At 58.8% G+C, this 14,681-nt stretch carries 16 protein-coding genes and 1 tRNA gene; 5 read left to right on the forward strand and 12 right to left on the reverse strand.

Annotated elements, in window-relative coordinates; translation table 11 throughout:
* Window positions 1-20 precede the first annotated feature (20 nt).
* From MCUTH_RS08745 to MCUTH_RS08760, 4 genes are all read right to left on the reverse strand, one after another.
* Window positions 21-257, reverse strand: coding sequence for a hypothetical protein (locus MCUTH_RS08745; protein WP_066958128.1), 237 nt, complete (start codon window positions 255-257; stop codon window positions 21-23).
* A 78-nt stretch (window positions 258-335) separates the two neighbouring features.
* The gene (locus MCUTH_RS08750) at window positions 336-863 is read right to left on the reverse strand and encodes a ZPR1 zinc finger domain-containing protein (RefSeq protein WP_066958130.1); all 528 of its coding nucleotides are present in this window, start codon (window positions 861-863) and stop codon (window positions 336-338) included.
* Window positions 863-1,240, reverse strand: a complete 378-nt coding sequence (locus MCUTH_RS08755) for a cell division protein SepF (RefSeq protein WP_066958132.1) — start codon at window positions 1,238-1,240, stop codon at window positions 863-865. Before MCUTH_RS08755 ends, MCUTH_RS08750 begins: the two co-directional genes overlap by 1 nt.
* A gap of 51 nt (window positions 1,241-1,291) precedes the next feature.
* Window positions 1,292-1,789: an RNA-binding protein gene (locus MCUTH_RS08760; RefSeq protein WP_066958134.1), complete on the reverse strand. Its 498-nt coding sequence runs from the start codon at window positions 1,787-1,789 to the stop codon at window positions 1,292-1,294.
* A 110-nt stretch (window positions 1,790-1,899) separates the two neighbouring features.
* Here MCUTH_RS08760 and MCUTH_RS08765 point away from each other — a divergent pair, with 110 nt between their 5' ends.
* The 3 genes from MCUTH_RS08765 to purF are packed head-to-tail and all read left to right on the forward strand — an operon-like array spanning window position 1,900 to window position 3,773.
* The gene (locus MCUTH_RS08765) at window positions 1,900-2,127 is read left to right on the forward strand and encodes an LSM domain-containing protein (protein ID WP_066958135.1); all 228 of its coding nucleotides are present in this window, start codon (window positions 1,900-1,902) and stop codon (window positions 2,125-2,127) included.
* Between the two features lie 14 nt (window positions 2,128-2,141).
* Complete coding sequence (locus MCUTH_RS11420; protein ID WP_083524834.1) at window positions 2,142-2,324, forward strand: 50S ribosomal protein L37e; 183 nt, start codon at window positions 2,142-2,144, stop codon at window positions 2,322-2,324.
* 9 nt (window positions 2,325-2,333) lie between these two features.
* Complete coding sequence (gene purF, locus MCUTH_RS08770; protein ID WP_066958137.1) at window positions 2,334-3,773, forward strand: amidophosphoribosyltransferase; 1,440 nt, start codon at window positions 2,334-2,336, stop codon at window positions 3,771-3,773.
* A gap of 154 nt (window positions 3,774-3,927) precedes the next feature.
* On the opposite strand, the gene MCUTH_RS08775 is transcribed toward purF, so the two are convergent.
* Window positions 3,928-4,002: transfer RNA gene (locus tag MCUTH_RS08775), tRNA-Met, on the reverse strand.
* Window positions 4,003-4,146: 144 nt separating this feature from the next.
* Between MCUTH_RS08775 and trxA the strand changes: the two genes are divergently transcribed.
* A complete protein-coding gene (gene trxA, locus MCUTH_RS08780; protein WP_066958139.1) occupies window positions 4,147-4,563 on the forward strand; it encodes a thioredoxin in 417 nt (138 codons plus the stop codon).
* Here the strand turns inward: trxA and MCUTH_RS08785 are convergent.
* The 7 genes from MCUTH_RS08785 to MCUTH_RS08815 all read right to left on the reverse strand — a co-directional run bounded on the left by MCUTH_RS08785 (window position 4,560) and on the right by MCUTH_RS08815 (window position 13,667).
* On the reverse strand, window positions 4,560-4,907 hold the full coding sequence (locus MCUTH_RS08785) for a 4a-hydroxytetrahydrobiopterin dehydratase (RefSeq protein ID WP_066958141.1): 348 nt from the start codon (window positions 4,905-4,907) through the stop codon (window positions 4,560-4,562). The two genes, trxA and MCUTH_RS08785, sit on opposite strands and share 4 nt — an antisense overlap.
* A 53-nt stretch (window positions 4,908-4,960) precedes the next feature.
* Window positions 4,961-5,530: a flavodoxin family protein gene (locus MCUTH_RS08790; protein ID WP_066958142.1), complete on the reverse strand. Its 570-nt coding sequence runs from the start codon at window positions 5,528-5,530 to the stop codon at window positions 4,961-4,963.
* 1 nt (window position 5,531) lies between these two features.
* Entirely contained in the window at window positions 5,532-6,635 is a 1,104-nt protein-coding gene (locus MCUTH_RS08795; protein WP_066958144.1) for a DUF362 domain-containing protein, read from the reverse strand.
* A 63-nt stretch (window positions 6,636-6,698) separates the two neighbouring features.
* Window positions 6,699-8,534 carry a PAS domain S-box protein gene (locus tag MCUTH_RS08800; protein WP_066958145.1) on the reverse strand — a complete coding sequence of 612 codons (1,836 nt, stop codon included), beginning with the start codon at window positions 8,532-8,534 and terminating at the stop codon, window positions 6,699-6,701.
* A 22-nt stretch (window positions 8,535-8,556) separates the two neighbouring features.
* Complete coding sequence (locus MCUTH_RS08805; protein ID WP_066958150.1) at window positions 8,557-9,861, reverse strand: ATP-binding response regulator; 1,305 nt, start codon at window positions 9,859-9,861, stop codon at window positions 8,557-8,559.
* 12 nt (window positions 9,862-9,873) lie between these two features.
* Window positions 9,874-12,135, reverse strand: coding sequence for a hybrid sensor histidine kinase/response regulator (locus MCUTH_RS08810; protein WP_066958152.1), 2,262 nt, complete (start codon window positions 12,133-12,135; stop codon window positions 9,874-9,876).
* Between the two features lie 8 nt (window positions 12,136-12,143).
* The gene (locus tag MCUTH_RS08815) at window positions 12,144-13,667 is read right to left on the reverse strand and encodes a methyl-accepting chemotaxis protein (protein WP_318010073.1); all 1,524 of its coding nucleotides are present in this window, start codon (window positions 13,665-13,667) and stop codon (window positions 12,144-12,146) included.
* Between the two features lie 113 nt (window positions 13,668-13,780).
* Between MCUTH_RS08815 and MCUTH_RS08820 the strand changes: the two genes are divergently transcribed.
* Window positions 13,781-14,681, forward strand: a 901-nt coding sequence (locus MCUTH_RS08820; protein ID WP_066958191.1) for an IS5 family transposase, incomplete at its 3' end; no start/stop codon positions are given.

Genomic DNA, 14,681 nt, shown 5'->3' on the forward strand with positions numbered 1-14,681 from the left:
CCCGACCTTTCTCCTCAGAATCACGCCCCGCCGCCGTATTCCTCGAAGTAATGCATCGCCTCTGGAACCTGTTCCCGGACAAGTTTCAGGAAGTGGTTTGCAAGATCCGGATCGGCTATCCGGAGCGAGTGCTGCATCTCCCGCTCCATATCTTTCTCGAGTCCGCCCTTCTGGTCCATCTCCGCTTTGATCTCGTGGACGGCGTTCTCGACCTCCTCTTTGCTCTCCCACTTCAGCACCGATATGGTTCGCGCCAATTTACTTCACCTCGGGGCCGCATATGGGGAGAAGTTCTATTTTAGGTTAACTTTGATGATGAGAAAAAAAGAGATCTCTTAAGGTTCGCTCTGATCGAGGAGCATCTTTTCGGCTTTTTCACTGATGAGCGCGCTGTTTCCGGCTGGATCCTTGATGATGACCGTGAACGGGAAGGCAACCTCCCGGGCGGCGCCGATCTTCTCAAGCACCTGGAGTGCGGCTTTGCGCTCCTCCTCACTCTCGGGGTTTGCCAGAACGGCTCCTACCGCCTGTTGGAAGCGATCGAGAACCCCCTCGATGTTGGTGACGAACCCTTCGCAGGCGGTGCCGGGTTCGACTGCAAGACCGAGCTCCGGGATCTCGATCGTTCCTGTTGTGCTCCGCACCACCCGGATGGAGAGGTCCTCAGGCTCTTCGATGCGCACCGTCCATTGGACCGGGTCGCCCTCCCCGAGGATGATGGTGTCGACATGCCGGTAGCCGCAGGCGCCGCAGGTGATCGAGACCAGCAACAGATCGGGATAGTGAGGGATATCAAGGCGGTGATGGACGATCTGGATCTCGCTCCCGCATGCCGGGCAGGTTCCAGGGTAGGATTCCCGCACTACACGCCCCCACCGATCTTCTCGCGGGAGACCTTGACGGACATCGGGGTGACGATGACATACTTCTGTTCTCCGAGACCGACAATGTCGCCGTTCACATCCTTTGCCACGTCACGAAGGTCCTTTAAAACCCGCTCGAACGTTACCTTATCCATCTTCAGTCGACCGACATCTACGATGACGATGTTGCCATTATAGATTTCGTCTTTCACGCGGGGGGTGTCCTTGAGATCGGCGATGGTGGCGATCTTGATATACATGGATGCCGGCTCTTCGTCATTTGGTCCCTCATAGGAAGCAAGATCGAGTTCCATGTAATCTTCTTCGCTTCGGACGGGATTTTTACCGAGGATGCTGTCAAGGAGCTTTTTAACCATAGAAAAAATGAGGAATGAATTTTATTTAATAGTATCTTTTTATTTTCCCGATTATATTTCTAGATTCCAGATATCGTCCCCGACATAGTGGATGCTCTTGACCGATTTGCCCTTCTCTTGCTGTTCCATATCGGTGGCATCGAAGAGCGCAATACCCACGGCGAGCGGTTTACCGTAGCGCTCCTCGACGACCTGCACCGGATGCCCGGCACGGACGTCCGGCGTGATCGAGACGATCCCGGGGCGCATGGCATCCGCGCCGTTTGCCACAAACCTGACCGCGCCGGAGTCGACCACTACCCGCCGCTCCGGGATCGGGTGCTCGACGAGCCCCCGGAGGGTGGGGAAGGCCCAGGCATCGGAGGCCATCAGGAGTGGTTTTTTATCGACGAGGTAGAGTTCTATCGGGGCATCTGTCTCCACCCGCTCGATCCGGTCGGAGCGGAAGAGGTCGGCCGACTGCCCGATCTCGTCCGCCAGAAGGTTTAGGAGCTCGGTTATCTGTGACTTTCGGATGACGTGACGCTTCTTTATCGTGATCTTCGGCATGGATTTAAGACCTCGGGGATGTATACTCCGTTGCTCCGCAACGCGGTTATATTTAAGTAGCTTCCTCGCTCAAATATATTACTCCAGAAAGGACGGCAAAGGGTAATCACATGACGCCAAGACCGTTGGATATTTTAGATCAGGTACTGAATCGTCAGCCCGTCATCATCAGCCTTAAAGGTGGAAGGGAGATCCGGGGAATCCTCCAGGGATACGACGTTCACATGAATCTGGTACTGGATAAGGCAGAAGAAGAGGTGGACGGTGCAGTGCAGAAACTTGGCACGTTGATCGTCCGCGGTGACAACGTAATTTACATCACTCCTTCAGTTGAATAAGTAGGTGAGAGAGCATGTCAAAAGGCACACCATCAATGGGTAAGCGGCAGAAGCGCACCCACATCGCCTGCAGGCGTTGTGGCAAGATCTCATTCCACGCACAGCACAAAGTCTGTTCGGCTTGTGGCTTTGGAAGAAGCCGGAGGATCCGCAGTTACCGCTGGACTGAGAAGAAGGCAAAGGTACCGACGCACTAGAGCTGTATCATGTGTGGTATCGTTGGCATCGTCGATGCTAGCGGTGTTTCCTTTCCGCTGTATTATGCCCTGTACGCTCTCCAGCATCGGGGGCAGGAGAGCGCGGGGATCTCTACTTTTGAAGGCACGACCCTGTACACGCACAAAGCCCAGGGGCTCGTTGCCGAGGTCTTCAACAGTCAGATCCTGCAGAAACTGCAGGGTAATGCTGGAATAGGACACGTCCGCTATCCAACGACTGGATCAAAGATCCCGGAGAACGTTCAGCCGTTCAACTTCCGGTATCTGGGGCTCGAACTATCGATTGCCCATAACGGCAACCTGGTGAACACTGCTGAGCTCCGGGCCGAGTATGAGCGCAGGGGCCAGATCTTCTCCACTACGACCGATACCGAGATCATCGGAAGCATCATCGCCGATGCGCTCCGGACCTCAAAGAGCATGGAGGATGCCGTCCGGCTCTGCATGCGGCGCCTGCGCGGCTCGTACTCCGTCGTCGCGCTGGTGAACGGTACTGTCTATGCGTTCCGCGACCCGCTCGGCATCAAACCGCTCTGTATCGGGAAGATCGACCATGGCTACATCGTCGCCTCGGAGAGCGTTGCGATCGACGCGCTGGACGGCACCCTTCTTCGAGACGTCCGGCCGGGCGAGCTTGTCTGCATCGATGAGGACGGACTCTCCTCCACCCAGATCGCGACTGCGAACCGGAGGGCGCACTGTATCTTTGAGTATATCTACTTCGCACGTGCGGACTCGGTCATGGACGGGACACTGGTCTACGATGTTCGGCGCCGGATCGGGCAGAGACTCTATGACGCAAAACCAGTAGAGGCGGATACCGTCTGTCCCGTCCCGGACTCCGGCATCGCGTATGCTGCAGGTTACGCCGAACGGTCCTGCATCCCGTTCGTCGAGGGACTGATGAAGAACCGGTACATGGGCCGGACGTTCATCATGCCGACCCAGCAGCAGCGGGAGCGGGCGGTCCGGATCAAACTCAATACCGTCAGGGGTAACCTCAAAGACAAACGCGTGGTCCTCGTCGACGACAGCATCGTCCGGGGGACGACCTCCCGCCGGATCGTGAACATGATCCGGGAAGCGGGGGCAGAGGAGATCCATCTCCGGGTCGGTTCCCCGCCGATCATCGCGCCCTGCTATCTCGGGGTGGATATGCCCACGCGGGCGGAGCTCATCGCAAGCAGCAGGGATGTTGAAGCGGTCCGGGAGAGCGTCGGGGCGACGACGCTCGCCTATATCCCGCTGGAGGATCTGGTGGAGGCGATCGGGTGGAGCGAGACGAACCTCTGCACCGGATGCCTGACGGGATGTTACCCTGTGGATATCCCCGGGGAGCGGAGTTGCCACTGCATCGTGGACTATGTGGCCGGCACCCACCAGGCCGACCTCTCATCCTTCAAGATGGAGAAAGAGAGGACGGCGTAAGTCCCTCTCTTAAATTTTCACCCGCGAAGGCTCTCTTTTTTGTGTGTCGCAATACTCCCTAGTCTGGTGTTTGGGACTTTTGGGTTATGATTAGAGTGATACAAACGGTGCAGGAGGAAATGCTGCAAAATGCAAAACAGAGAAGAACCGGACATAGCGAGGGATGGATTTGAACCATCGATCTACGGGTTATGAGCCCGCCGGGATTTCCTGACTACCCCACCTCGCTTCTTACTTGTGAGGTATGTAGTATTGTACGTTTGGTGATATATAATTATCTGAGAGCCCGGCAATCGCCCTTACGTCTTCGCCCCGCGAATTCCGGGAATTCTCGCGCAATTTTTAATAGGGCCGTTTACCATACCTGCAGTCTATGGTAGAGAGAGAACCGACGGACGATGAACTGCAGCGTCTCCGGGAAGAGCGCCTCCGGGAGATGGAGGCTCGCCTCCTTGGCAAACAGGCGGGTGTTATCGAGATCACGGACGATACGTTTCAAAAGACTATACGGGATCATCCGTTCGTTGTTGTCGACGTCTGGGCGGAATGGTGCGGCCCCTGTCGGATGGTGGCCCCGATTATCGAGGAACTTGCGCGTGACTTCGCCGGCAGGGTGACTTTTTGCAAGTGCAATGTCGACCAGAACTCCCGGGTGGCCATGCGCTTTGGTATATCGGCAATACCGACGCTCCTCTTCTTCGCAAACGGCGCGCTTGTCGACCGGGTGGTCGGTGCGCTTCCGAAAGAGACCATCAGATCGAAGGTTGCGCGGGCTTTTGAGATCGGCTAAAGGCCCCCGCCCTCCCGGGATCGGAACCGTTTGGAGAGTCGTGCGGCCATGATGAAATCGTTTCTGGAGAGCCCGCCGATGGCGTAGGTGTACCAGGCCACATCCACATACCGGTTCTCGCGGACCCCGATATCCGGGAGGTGACGCTCCCGCGCGGCAAACGCGGCGATCTCGCAGAGCAAGCTCAGGGCTTCGGAAAACTCCCTGCAGGCAAACCGGGCGCAGAGTCGACCGTCTTCAAATCTCCAGTCCGGAACCTCCGGCAGAAGTTCTGCGATCTCCCGCCGGGTCAGTGGTGCCGTGTTCGCGACATCCGGGCTGATCATTTCAGACGAAAGATCCATGGTGATCCCTCTTCCGGGCAGACTAAAAAAGGTTCTTCTTTTGAGATGCCCTATCAGTGCAACTTTTTGATCAAATATGCCACGTTCTCGGCGAACCGCCGGACCGTTCGCATCCCTTCCTCATCGGTCAGGGCCTCACCCGGGGCCCAGCCAAAGACCATGTTCCAGTAGGTCGAGCCCGGCACGATCATATCGTTGATCAGGTAAAACATCAGCAGTTCCTGGAGCGTTGCGGTATGTCCGCCGCGCCGCGCCACGGCGATCGGGCCGCCCACCATCCGGGAGAGGAACCCGTCGGAGGCCATTGAGACCATCCCGATCCGCTGCAGCGCCGCCATAACGTCACCCCGGGCGGTCCCGAAGTAGACCGGGGTTCCGACGATGAATCCCTCCGCTCCCCGGAGTTTCTCGATGATCTCGTTTAAGTCGTCGTCGAGAGCGCACTCCCCGTTGGAACAGAGCCCGCAGGCCGTGCAGGAGAGGATCTTCTTTTCTGCAAGCAGTACGGTTTCAGTCTCAAGCCCCTCGGCTTCGATGACCTTTGCGCATTCGGCGAGCACCTGTGCGGTGTTTCCCTCTAGCCGCGGGCTCCCGCAGAGCAGTATCACTTTTCCTGTCGCCATTTCACACCTCGATCAGCCGGTAGTCGGCATCTCCAAGCCCGATAGCGGCTGCGTACTCGATCTGGTAGTTACTATCTGTGTAGTCCCAGACGCCCTTAAATTTGTCCTCACCGGGGGAGAGGTTCTTCTCGAGCGCCGTTTTGGGAATTCCGCGCTCGCTGTTGACGAGGTCGAGGCTCGCGTGGTCGATCGCGACCGGGTCGGTCGAGGCGAGGATCCCGATATCCGGGACGATCACAGCGTCGCTCCAGGGGACGCAGTCGCAGTCGGGAGTGATGCCGAGGAGGAAGTTGATGTAGCCGACCCTCCCGGGTTTATCGTGAACGGCACCGAGGGCATACTCACAGAGCCGTTCGAGGAACGGCCGGATCTCTGTTCTCCAGTCGAACTCGATCGCGCCTGTTGGACAGGCCCGCATGCAGTCGCCGCACCCGACACAGTGCTCCGGGTTGAGGATCGCCCGCCCGTCGGCGAGGGTCATCGCCGCCTGCGGGCAGACCCGGGTGCACTTCCCGCACCCTCCGCAGCGCTCGCTCTCCACAATCGGCCGACCGGCATGCTGCTCCGCCTTCCCCGACGGTGGGGCGCAGCCCATCGCCAGGTTCTTGATAGCCCCCCCGAACCCGGCAAGGTCGTGGCCCTTGACGTGAGAGAGGACGAGCATGCTGTCGGCATCGAGGATGCTTCCCGCAATCCGGACGCTCTCAAAATGCTTCCCGCCGATCGGGACCTCACGCCAGTAGCGGCCCCGGAGACCGTCGGCGATGATGACCGGGGCGCCGACGACTGCGTACGCAAACCCGTGCTCGATGGCGGTGACGGTATGCCTGACGGCATCTGCGCGGCTCCCCGCATACAGGGTGGCGGTGTCGGTGATGAACGGGTGAGCCCCACGCTCCTTCACCTTATCAATCACCTGCCGGGCAAAGACCGGGTGGATGTAGGTGTCGCACCCCCGCTCTCCGACGTGCAGTTTGATGGCCGTAAGATCGTCGGGCCGGATCACCGCATCGAAATCGGCTGCATCGAAGAGGCGGCGGATCTTCTCGACTTTGCTCTCATGGTGACTTCTCGCCCTGAGGTTTGCGAAATAGACGTCTGCCATAGGGTATCGGCTCCTCTTTTTGGTATTCTCTGGCCGCAGGGGATAAGGGTTGTGCCCTAAGATCTACAACCCGGCTCTCCGGTGCATCGGCCGGATCTCTGCGCCTTCCATATTCCCCGCCGCCCAGGTATAGCGCTCCCGGATGGGGGAGGGGAGGTCGCGTTCCGGTATCGAGACGAACCCGAACTCCGCATAAAACCCGGCGAGGCTCTCGACCGCGTACATGTAGAGGTCGTCGTTGTGGCAGGCCACGACGAGAGCGGCCACCGCCATGCGGGAATACCCCCTGCCGCGGCAGGGCTCAGGCGTGAAGACGCCGTCGACCTCCATGCTGCCGTCGGAATGCCTCCTGCACCGGGCGAGAGAGACGATCCGCTCCCCGCAAAAGGTTGCAAAGATCCTGTCCCGGGTCGGGTCTGCGGTCACGCCGTGGTAGTCCCGCCAGACATCGTTTGCAAGCGCAAACTCAGGACTCCTGAGCTCCCGAACCACCAGGTGAGATCCGGGTTGCGGGTCTTCCACCGTTTGGCTTGTCTCGGAGAATCGGTAGCCTCCAGGCGGGATGAGGATCTCGAACTTCGCTCCCTCACCGGGGATCCCGGTCTCCCGGATTGTTATCCCGGTGATGGCGAGGATCTCGTGGGCGAGGAAGAGCCCGTGCCCGAAACTCTCTTCCCGCTGGACAAAGAGTTTCTCCTTCTCCGGGTAGGGAATGCCGGTTCCGTCGTCTTCGACGACGATTGCGCAGCCGTCCGGGCGCAGGTGGTAGGTGACGACGATCCGACTCGCCCCAATCCCCGGTGCGAGAGCGTTCTCAAGGAGGTGGGTAAAGACCGTCTCTAGATGCGGGTCGGCGAAGACTTCGAGCCGCTCGGTCCATGTTTCGAGTGAGACGCTCCCGAACGAGAGGCCCACGGCCGCTTTCCTGACGGTCTCCTGCACGGGCATCCATGCCGGCGGCAGTCGCCCGATCTCGCGGAATGCCCTCGAGATCTCGATCTGGCGCCGGATGCCGTTTGCAGCATCGTGCAGGTCGTCGATAAAGGAGAGGACTGCGGGATCGTCAAACTTCATCACACCTACCGAGAGGTGGCCGTAGAGGACTGCAAGCCGGTTTGCAAGGTCGGTGCGCAGGATCCCGGCAAGAGTATTGAGTTGATGACTGGCGTTCTTGAGCGCGGTCTCCATCATGACCTGATCGCTCACGTCCCGGATCGACTCGATGGCTCCTGCGACGTTGCCGTTTGCATCAAGGAGTGGGGCCGCTGTAAAACGAATATGCGCTCCATTGCCGTCCCGGAAGTGGGGAATGGTCGTCTCTGAGACGAGGATCTTTCGATCCCCGGCCTCGCCCTGGAGGATCTTATCCGCAAGGAGCGGCTGTCGTTTGCCGTAGAATGGTATGGCATGCTCGTAGTTGCCCCGGTTGAGCACGGCCTCCTTTTTTACCCCGGTCATCTCCTCGATCGCGCGGTTCCAGGCGATGACCTTTCCTTCACGATCGATGGCGAACGTTGCATCCGGCAGAAACTCGATGATATCCTGCATCTGCTGTTCGGACTCCCGGAGCCTGGTTGTGAGGAGCGCGACCACCCCGCCGACCAGGACGAGGAAGACCGCACGGGGGAGGATGGTGAACGGGAGCAGGGGATCGGGCGGGGAGAGGAGGAAGACCGTGACCGCATAGACGGCCGCAAGGCCCAGCGCAAAGAGCGTTCCCCGTCGGGGATACCAGTAACTCGCGAGGATGATCGGGATGCTGAGCGGGAGGGAGGGGAGGAGACCCGGTGGGGCGCCGAGGAGCAGGCCGAGCAGGTTTCCGCCGAGGGTGAGCGCTGCAAGGATGGTAATGGCTGCAATCCGGTTTCGGGCCCTGGCGAAGGGTTTTCCGATCTTCATAGTGAGTCCCGCAGGCGCATACTCACCCTGCACAGATCACTTCCCCCGGGCAGAGGAGTTCGAACCGCGCTCCCACGCCGGGGGTTCCGGTCTCCCGGATTGTTATCCCGGTGATGGCGAGGATCTCCCGTGCTAAAAAGAGACCGAGGCCGGTGTTCATGCCGTATGCGTATGAAAATATCTTCTCCTTCTCGTCTGCCGCGACCCCGACGCCGTCGTCCTCGTAGAGGATGATGTATCCATCCCCATCCCGCTCAAGACTGAAGGTGATGGTCGTGACCCTCACTCCGTGGCGGATGGAGTTCTCAATCAGGTTTGAGAAGACCCGCCCGATGAGCGGATCGGCGTAGACCTCAAGGTCCGGAGGAACGTTGTTTATAAGATTCACCGAGATCCGTAGGGTGTTCTGAATGGATTGTTCCACGAGCGTCCTGATCTCCTGCCAGGCGGGGGAGGCAGCACCCACCTTCTGGTAGTCGGCGGTGAACCGGAGTGTGTTGCTGATCCGGTTCACCATCCCGCCGGCGCTCTCGATGTGCTTCCACGCATTCGCCGGATCCCGCTCGCGCAGCATGAGTGCGAGATCCAGGTATCCGTCCAGCGCTGCAAGCTGATTTAAGAGGTCGTGACGGGTGATGCTTGCCATGAGCTGGAGTTTCTTGTTTGCGTCCGCGAGCGCCGCTTCAACGCGTTTCCGTTCCAGGATCTCCGCTTCAAGACTCTCGTTGCTGCGGGAGAGATCCTCCACGGTCGCCTGGAGTTGTTCATTTATGGAGTGCAGTTGCTCCTGCGCCTCCTGGAGTTCGGCGTTCTTCGCCACCGCGATGGAGTAGGTCGAAAGAAGCGTATTCAAGATCCGGAGTTTCCCTGCCGTGATTGTGTAGGTGCTCCCGGCGAAGGGGACTTTAAGCCCCGGTGACTCGTCGTCATGGTCGGGCATCGCCGCCGCCCGTATGACGGCCTCGATCTGGGAGCGGAGTAGTCCGGGCTCGACCGGTTTGACGATGAAACTGTCCGCCCCGGCGGCGAGGCCACGCAGGACGTCGGCCGGATCAAAGAGATTGGTGACCAGGATGACCGGTATCCCCGGATAAATCTGCTTGATCCTGCGGCAGAGTTCATACCCGTCCATTCCCGGCATCAGGATATCGGTGAGCACGATATCGGGCCGTCCCGCCTCCATCCTCCGGAGCGCCACCTCACCATCCGCCGCCAGGGTGACGTCATAACCCTCCTCCTCAAGCATGTGTCGGAGTAACTCGGCCTGCGTCCGACTGTCTTCCACGACCAGGATGCTCATCGGCTCTCTCTTCTGTAACTCTTGCATCTCGTCTCTCCGTTATCTCCACCGTCGGCGACGATGCATCAGGCGGTGAATCGTCTCGACGAAATCATCTCTCTCAAAGTTGCTCTTGACCAGGTAGGCATCCGCCCCTGCCGCCCGCCCCTGCTCCCGGTCTTCAGGCGAGTCGAGCGAGGTGATCAGCACCACCGGGAGGTCGGCAAGGTGCAGGTCCCCGGTACGGATCTTCTTGGTGAGCGTAACCCCGTCCATCCGGGGCATATCTACGTCTGAAACGAGCATATCATACTCATGTTGCTTAAGCTTTGCGAGTGCATCGATACCGTCTGTGGCGGTCTCTACGTGATATCCGGCCCCTTCGAGGATCGTCTGCAGCAAGAGCCGGGATGTGACCGAGTCTTCCACGACGAGGATCCGGCGCCTCTCTTCACCCGGGAGTGCCGTCCGCCTCGCCGGACGCTCTGCCTGTGTCGCGTCCTGGATGAGTTCAAGCGGGTCGAGGACGAGCGCCACGGTTCCGTCACCGAGGATAACGGCTCCTTCAACCCTCCGAACGGAGCGAAGCTGGCTCCCGAGCGGCCGGACGACGATCTCCTGCACCCGGATCACCTCGTCGACCATGCACGCGATCTGCCCTGCTCCGTAGGCGATCACGACGATGGGCGTTTGAAGCGTTTTCCCGTGCGGAGGATCGGATGAGGGGATCCCCAGGAGATCGGTGAGCCGGAAGACCTCGATCGTCTCTAGGCCGATCTTGACTCTCGGATGGCCTACGCCCGGGATCAGGTCTTTTGAGCGCACCCTGAGGACCTGCTTTACCTGCTGCATGGGAAGGACGTAGATCTGCTTCTCCGACCGGACGAGCAGCCCACGGAGGGTGGCCATCCGCACCGGGACGGTCAGGGTGATCGTGGTCCCCTTCCCGACCGCCGAGGAGACCGTCACCTCTCCCCCGAGGCGGGATACGGTGTCCTCCACGATCGCAAGCCCTAGCCCCCTCCCGGAGAGGTCGGTGACGATCCGGCTCGTCGTCATCCCCGATCTGAAGATGAGCCAGATCGCCTCGCTGTCGATGAGGGCTGCACTCTCGCTCTCGGTTATCACCCCGTTCTCGACGGCGGTGCGCCGGATCGCGGCGCTGTCGATGCCGGCACCATCGTCGGCCACCTCGATCGCGACCCTGCTTCCGGAGCGGGGAGAGACCCGGATCCAGACGGTGCCCTTGATCGGTTTCTTCTGCGCGGCCCGGATATTTGGGTCTTCGATCCCGTGGTCGATGCTGTTTCGTACGAGATGCATGATGGGCTCTCTGAGGGCGTCGAGGATGCGTCGGTCCACCTCTATCTCCCCTCCTTCGATCTCAAGATCGACCAATTTGCCCGATGTCCGGGAGAACTCCCGCACAAACGCAGAGAACGGTGCAAGCATGTTTGAGGCCGGGAGCAGCGCGGCATCCCGGATCTGGTCGGAGATCTCGGTGGTGCTCGCCTCAAGCGCCGACCGATCGATCTCCATCGCACGCAGATGCGTTGCGAGATCGTACTGGAGGTAGGTCACAAACTCACGGTTGTACTCCAGGAACTCGACCACGCGCTGGAGCGGCTGGATGAGATCGGGAGGAATCGCCTCTTTCTCTTCACCGAAGACCTTCCTGCGGATCAGGTGCAGGTCGTTGAACGCTTGGGTGTGGTTCCACTGCCAGAGAGAGAAACGGGACACCATCTCCTCGAGTTCCCGTATCCGCTGCGTAATAAAGAGCCGTGTCGTGAGGAGGTCGTCGGCTCCGGCGATGAGCCGGTCGAGTTTCTGGGCCGCAATCCTGACCGTGCCGCTGATCTTTCCCTCCGCGATCGGTTCATCGCCGGGAACGCGACTCTCCTGGACGGCTGGATCTGCCCCCCCGACCCCCTCCTTTTCGAGGGGGAGGGCACGGAGGGCTTTGACGATCTCGCCCGGCGGAACCAGCGGCCTCTCTCCCAAAAGAAGCGCTTTTACCACCGCGAGCGTCCGGAAAAAGAGGTCGAAGTCGTCTGCCCCGGGTATATACTCGCCCCGTTTCATCCGGGCGAAGACGGTCTCGAGGTTCTGGCAGATGGACTCGATCTCGCGGAGGTTGACCGCACGCGCCGCCCCTTTGAGGCTGTGAGTCTTGCGGTAGACCGATTCGATCAGTTCGGACGTCGGTCCGGTCTTCTCGAGCTCGATAAGCCCCTCGGTAATCGAATCCAGATATTCGTCCGCCTCCTCGCGGAATGTTTCGAGGAGGCGGGCACGAAACGTGTCTTCCGATCCGGCCATGATTGTCTTTAAACCTGATACTGCTGGGTGATCCTCTTTAAGCGGGCGCCGAGTTCGTGCAGGTCTTCTGCGGTCTTTTCTGCCTTATGCGTGATCTCAAGGTTCTTCTGTGCGGCATCGCGGATCTTCTCCATTGCCCGGGAGATCTGGTCAACTTCTGAGGCCTGTGTCTGGATCGACGCCGCGATCTCGATGACCTCCTTTGAGGAGTCGGCTATCGATTGGGTGAGCACCTCGATCGCCTCCTGGGCGTTGCTCGTCAGCCGGACCGCATTCGCAACAGATCGGGTCCCCTGCTCGGTCGAGACCTCGGTCGAGGAGATCCCACGCTGGATGTCGGTGAGGATGACCCGAATATTCGCGGTCGCTTTCTTCGACTGCTCGGCAAGGTTATGGATCTCGTTTGCGACGACCGCAAACCCTCTCCCGAACTCTCCGGCCTTTGCAGCTTCGATGGAGGCGTTTACCGCGAGCAGGTTGGACTGCTCGGAGATATCGGTCACCGTTGCAATGATCTCGCCGACCGCCTGGCTCTGCTCCGAGAGCCGGATTACGTTTGCCCGGATGATATCCATCTGCTGCTGGATCCGGTTCATACCGTCCAGAATCTCCCGGACCGATTTCTGACCGTCCTTTGAGACGTCGAGCGCCCGGATTGCCTTCTCGGAGACCATTTTTGCCTTCAGGTTCACGAGTTCGGTCTTCTTTCTGACGTTCTCGACGGCATCCGAGGTCTCGTTCACCGTTGCCGCCGTCTGTGAACTGGCCGCGGAGAGTTGATTCGTGACCGCCAGGATCTCGTTCGATGCAAGCGATAGGACCGAAATTCCTTCGTAGAGCTCCTCACTGATCAACTTCATCAGCCGGGAGAGCTCGATCCCGATGGTATTGAGTGCGTCGCGGTAGGCGACGAACTCGCCGGCAACCGGGATCTTCTCGTCGAACCGGGCTGTAAAGTCCCCCGAAGCGTAGTACCTGGCAAGCCGCATCGCCTCGTTCACGGGCTCGGTTATCGATTCGAGAGTCTTATTGAACCCGGCGATAATCCTCCGGTAACCGCCGCGGAATGCTCTTTCATCACCGCGGATCGAGAGGTCTCCTGCACGGGCGGCATCCGTAAGTTTGATCGTCTCCTTATGGAGATGGTCGAGCGCCTGGACCATCATCGCGAGCGCAGGACGGATCTCATCGCCCTCGTCGATGACCGGAAATTCGGGGACATACTCCCCGAGGGCGATCTTTTTTAAGTTCCCGACGACGTTCGTCTGGAGATCGCTTGCGAACTCATCCATCGTGGCGGCCATGACCCCGATTTCGTCCTGCCGCTTGATGTTGAGCCGGGCGGAGAGATGCCCGTTGCGGAGCTCTTTGAGCATCAGCACGACCTGTTGCAGAGGTTCAGAGATCGACCGGCCAAAGAGGATGGATATCGCGACACCGATGGCGATGGATGCGAGGACGACAACGATGATCGTATTTCGGATGGTATCGATCGGCCCGGTGAAATCGGAGAGGTAGGCGCGTGAGACAATGTACGGCTCTGTTGAAACCCTCTAGTCGAGGGTCGGCTCCATCTGAGGGGAAAGATCTATAAAACCGTTGCTCCTTGTGTTAATGACGAAACCAACAACAAGGAGCAGAGTTAGTGTCGACGAATGGCTATATCAACCTTACTAAAGCGATCCTCACCACCGTACGATCTTCACATTTACCGCTCTATTCCTGTAAATACTCCCGGAAAACGTATACTCAGCACCAACTTATGACAATCCTGCTCGTGCGTGAGGTTCTGGGCACCAATTATCGGGACACAGTGGATCTCGTTGAACTGCTGGAACCGATCAGAGACCTGCTTCAGCTCGAGCGGGTACCCCACTATTCGACCATCCACAAGTTCATGACCCGGATTCCCTCCGTAATCTTCACGAGAATGCTCAAGAAGACCCTTTTACTTTTTTATTCAACAGGAGATATAATCCCCCTAACGGCCATCGATGCTTCAGGGTTCACCAGCGCGTATGCCAGTCACTACTACTCCTGGAGAACGGGTAAAACGCGAAAGAACTTCCTGAAAACCTCGATTGCTGTGGACACCCACAAGCAGGTGATCTTGTGTGTCAAAATCTCCCAACACCCCGTACACGATGTCAATCATGCCGTACCACTGTTGAGACAGTGCCAACGGGTCAGAAAAACTGCATGCTATGTCATGGATAAAGGATACGATGCGGAGACCTTGCATCGCCAGATTCGGGAAGAACTGGGTGCTGATTCGGTCATCCCGGTCAGAACCTGGCAGGGAAGGATCCGATCCGGGACCTATCGCCAGGAAATGTACGCCAACTTCGACGATGAACGATATCGGGAGCGAAACAAGGTCGAAACAGCCTTCTCCGTGCTCAAAAGAAGATTCGGCGAGGAACTAAAGGCACGAAAATACTGGTACCAGGTCAAAGAGATCAAGATCAAAGTGATCCTCCATAACCTAACGAAGGCAGTACAAACAGTCGTGATTGTCGTTGTCTGGAAGGAATTCAACAGAGCCG

It is taken from the genome of Methanoculleus thermophilus (assembly GCF_001571405.1).
Lineage (GTDB): Archaea > Halobacteriota > Methanomicrobia > Methanomicrobiales > Methanoculleaceae > Methanoculleus > Methanoculleus thermophilus.